Genomic DNA, 3,533 nt, shown 5'->3' with positions numbered 1-3,533 from the left:
TGGGGTCAGCGCAAAGCCCTGATCGAAAAACTCAAATCAGTGGGTCTGTCCGGTCTCATCCAGACCGCGTTCATTGAACGGGTCAATCTGACTATTCGCCAATCGGTTGCTCCTCTGATGCGCAAGACCTGGTCTTTGGCTCAATATCCGAACACGCCATGTTGATGCACGTGCACTGGTGGCGTCTCTACTACCACTGGTGGCCTGGAATCGGGCAGAACTCCGACGTTTTGCCGCCATTTTTCGCGTTTTTTCACCCAAATCCACCGTCTGTGTCCCTCAACGAATTACCAACGGTTCCCGATTTGAGCACCTTAACTGCTGTTTTTTAACATTCGGGCCAGGCCGGGCAACGCCTCGGCATAAGCCGGGTGAATGTGAACCGAACGCTCCAGCACCTGCCAGGTAGAACCGGCTTCCATATGGGCAATAAAAATATGGGCCAATTCGGCTGTTTCGGGGCCAACCAGGGTTGCGCCTAAAATTTGGTCTGTTTCTTCATCAATCACCATCCGGTAAAAACCTCGCTCGTAACCGGTCTCTATCGCTCGGGTTACGTGTTCAAGCGGCATGGTTACCGCCCTGGCTTTGTAACCCGCCTGTTTGGCCTCGGCCAGGGTTAAGCCTACCCGACCAACTTGAGGCTCTGTAAAAAAGGCATAACCGAGAACACGATCACCCTGCCGTCGCTCTTCGCCATTGAGGATGGCGCGCAGGCGCCGGTAATCTTCCCAGGATACATGGGTAAAGGCGGGCTGGCCAGTTACGTCGCCAATGGCATAAACGCCGTCAACATTGGTGCGGAAATGCTCGTCAACTTTTATATGGCCTTGTTGATCAACCCCAATTCCGCCGGCTTCAGGTTTAAGGGCTTCCGTGTTTGGTTTGCGACCAATGGCTACCAGCAATGCTTCGCCTTCCAGGCCATCGCCATTAGAAAGCGTTAAAGTAAATACTCCATCTTTGTAAATGACCTCCCCCGCTTCCGTATTCAGATAGAACCGAACCCCATCCGCTTCAAGGGCCTCGGTTAATGTTTCGCTGACTTCTGTTTCCTCAGCGCTGATGATGCGGTTTTCCCGGTCAATAATGTGGGTTTCGCTGCCTAATTGAGCGATACCTTGCCCAAGTTCCAAACCAACGTATCCCCCACCCAACACCAGCATGCGCGGGGGCAGTTCCGTTAAACCCCAAAAATCTTGCGAGGTCAGGTAAGGCGTATCGGCCAACCCGGGAATTTTTGGGATAAGCGGTGATTTGCCGGTGTTAATGATTACCGTGGGGGCCTGCACGGTTAATCCATTGCCGGTAACCGTGCGTTCGCCGGTAAAAGTGGCCTCCGTTTTGACCACCCGCACCCCACTCTCACCGAGTCCTTGAGTCACGCCTTCGTTAAAAGAGTTGATCATTCCCCGGACCCGCTCCATCACGGCCGGAAAATCCACTTCAACCTGAACCTGCAAACCTAATTCCGGCATTGATCGGATTTGACTGGCCGCGTGAGCCGAGGCCAAAAATACTTTTGAGGGCGTACAACCAAAATTGACACAACTTCCCCCCAAGGGGCCGCGTTCAAATAACACCACGCTTTGTCCTTGTTGGGCCAAATCGGTAGCCAGGGGCACGCCACCTTGACCACTGCCAATAATAATGACATCTGCTTGTTCCATAACTATTTGCTCCTTCCGATTGATGCACCGGGCGAATTAACCCCATTAAACAGATTTTTATTTAGTGTACTATGGAAATGCTCACTCCTGCTATACTCAAGTAGGCAGTTTCAGCCAGAAAGCATGAGCTATTTTTGTCTAGCTCTAATGGGTGATACCGGTTTATGATTCATATCAATCGAGCTATAAAAAGATAACTCCTTTTCATCGCCAAAACCGCCCAAGTTAGTATGGGCAAGTAGGGGTGAAAAACGATACAATATAAAGAAAAAGGAGGAAAATATGGACAGCGGTTTTCGCCTTGGTAAGTTTTTTGGTATTCAAATCAAAATAGACTGGAGCTGGCTGCTCATTTTTATCTTGATCACCTGGAACCTGGCCACATTGTTCGGTCAAATCCATGCGGATTGGGGGGGCGGTTTGCGTTGGAGTATGGCTTTTGTCGCCTCAATCCTGTTCTTCGCTTCGGTATTGGCCCACGAGTTTGCCCTGTCCTGGCTACTTGGCTCATCCGCCCTCTTGGATGGGGTTTTTGCGGGGTACGCGAGAAACTGGTTGCGCCAAATGCTCGACGCCGGGCTGCCCCACAAAAGGTAGGGGCGACGAAGATTTTCCTAGCGCCCTGAGAACCAACCCGGTGCGCAGAAAAGCCCATATCCCGGCAAAGCCACCGCAGATCATAGCGATCCATGAAAAGTCGGGCATATAGAGCAGCCAAAAGCCGCGCGTTGCGCCCAGCACGGGGATCAGGGTGAGGCTTACCAACAGGTTAAGGATCAGCGGCAGCACGACATGCAGCCCCCACTTGCGCCCTCCTCCACCGGGCCGGCTCAGCGGGTCTCGCTGCCAGCGACGCAATAAGCGCAGGGTAGCGGCAACGCCGATGATTTGGAAAAGCGGGATGAGCAATAAAGCGCGTTGCACCCAGGGCATAAAGCCAAACTCTGTTGGCGCGGATTGTTCGCCGGCCAGTAGTGTTGTCACGCCAGCCCCCACCTCGGACAGGGATGGGGTCATCAAATAGCCGTAGGTATTGAAGAACAAGGCCACCCCCTTCTTTTGCTCCGGCAGGAGCGCCATATAGGAGAAAGAGTTGGGCACGATGCCGGTGTGCCAGACGGTCTTGGCCGGGCCGGTCTCATCCACAAACCACCCCATGCCGTACTTCCCCATTGACATGCCCATCTCAATATCTTCCGCCACCCCGTGCTGAAGTTCATTGATGCTTTCCGGTGAGACAACTTGAACATTGCCATAGCGCCCTCCGTTCAGAAGCATGATCATATAGCGGCCCATATCTTCAGAACCGGCCATGAGCTGGCCGGACGGCAGCGAACCGCGCGGGACAGGTATCTTGGGCGCGGCAATCGGAACGGCAAACCAGTAGCGGTGGCCTACCGCCAGGCCGTTTTGTTTGGCCAGGGCCGGCGCAGTATAACTGTGTTTCATGTCCAGGGGAGTAAAGATATGGTTTTGGACGTAGTCCGCATACAATTCACCACTGGCAGCCTCGATGATCAATCCCAGTAAGTTGTAATTGGCGTTTGAGTACTCAAACGCCGAGCCGACCGGACGGCTGAGCTTGAGCGTTGCTAAAGCCCGCGCCTGGCGCTCGGTGGCGCCCGGGCTGTCGTCAAAATCGGCCAGCGGAATCCTGCCCGAGGCCGTGGACAGGCCGCTGGTCTGGTTGAGCAGATGGCGCACGGTTATCTGCGTACTCGCCTGGGGGTTCGCCACCCGGAACCAGGGCAGGTAGTGCTGGACGGGGGCATCCAGATCAATCTTTCCGGCCTCAACGAGCTGCATCACGGCCAGGGCGGTGAACGATTTGGTGAGAGAGCCAATAAAGAAAGGTGTTTGCGG

Annotated in this window: 2 protein-coding genes; both read right to left on the bottom strand. The window is 54.1% G+C overall.

Annotated elements, in window-relative coordinates; translation table 11 throughout:
- Positions 1–314 precede the first annotated feature (314 nt).
- Positions 315–1,670 (bottom strand): FAD-dependent oxidoreductase, encoded by a 1,356-nt coding sequence (locus JW953_09265; GenBank protein MBN1992883.1) that lies wholly within the window; start codon positions 1,668–1,670, stop codon positions 315–317.
- Between the two features lie 507 nt (positions 1,671–2,177).
- The coding region (locus tag JW953_09260) for a beta-lactamase family protein (protein MBN1992882.1) at positions 2,178–3,533 on the bottom strand (1,356 nt) is incomplete at its 5' end.

The sequence above is a fragment of the Anaerolineae bacterium genome (genome assembly GCA_016931895.1).
Lineage (GTDB): Bacteria > Chloroflexota > Anaerolineae > 4572-78 > J111 > JAFGNV01.
Note: the sequence above shows the minus strand (reverse complement) of the source record. Positions and strands in the feature narration are given on the sequence as shown.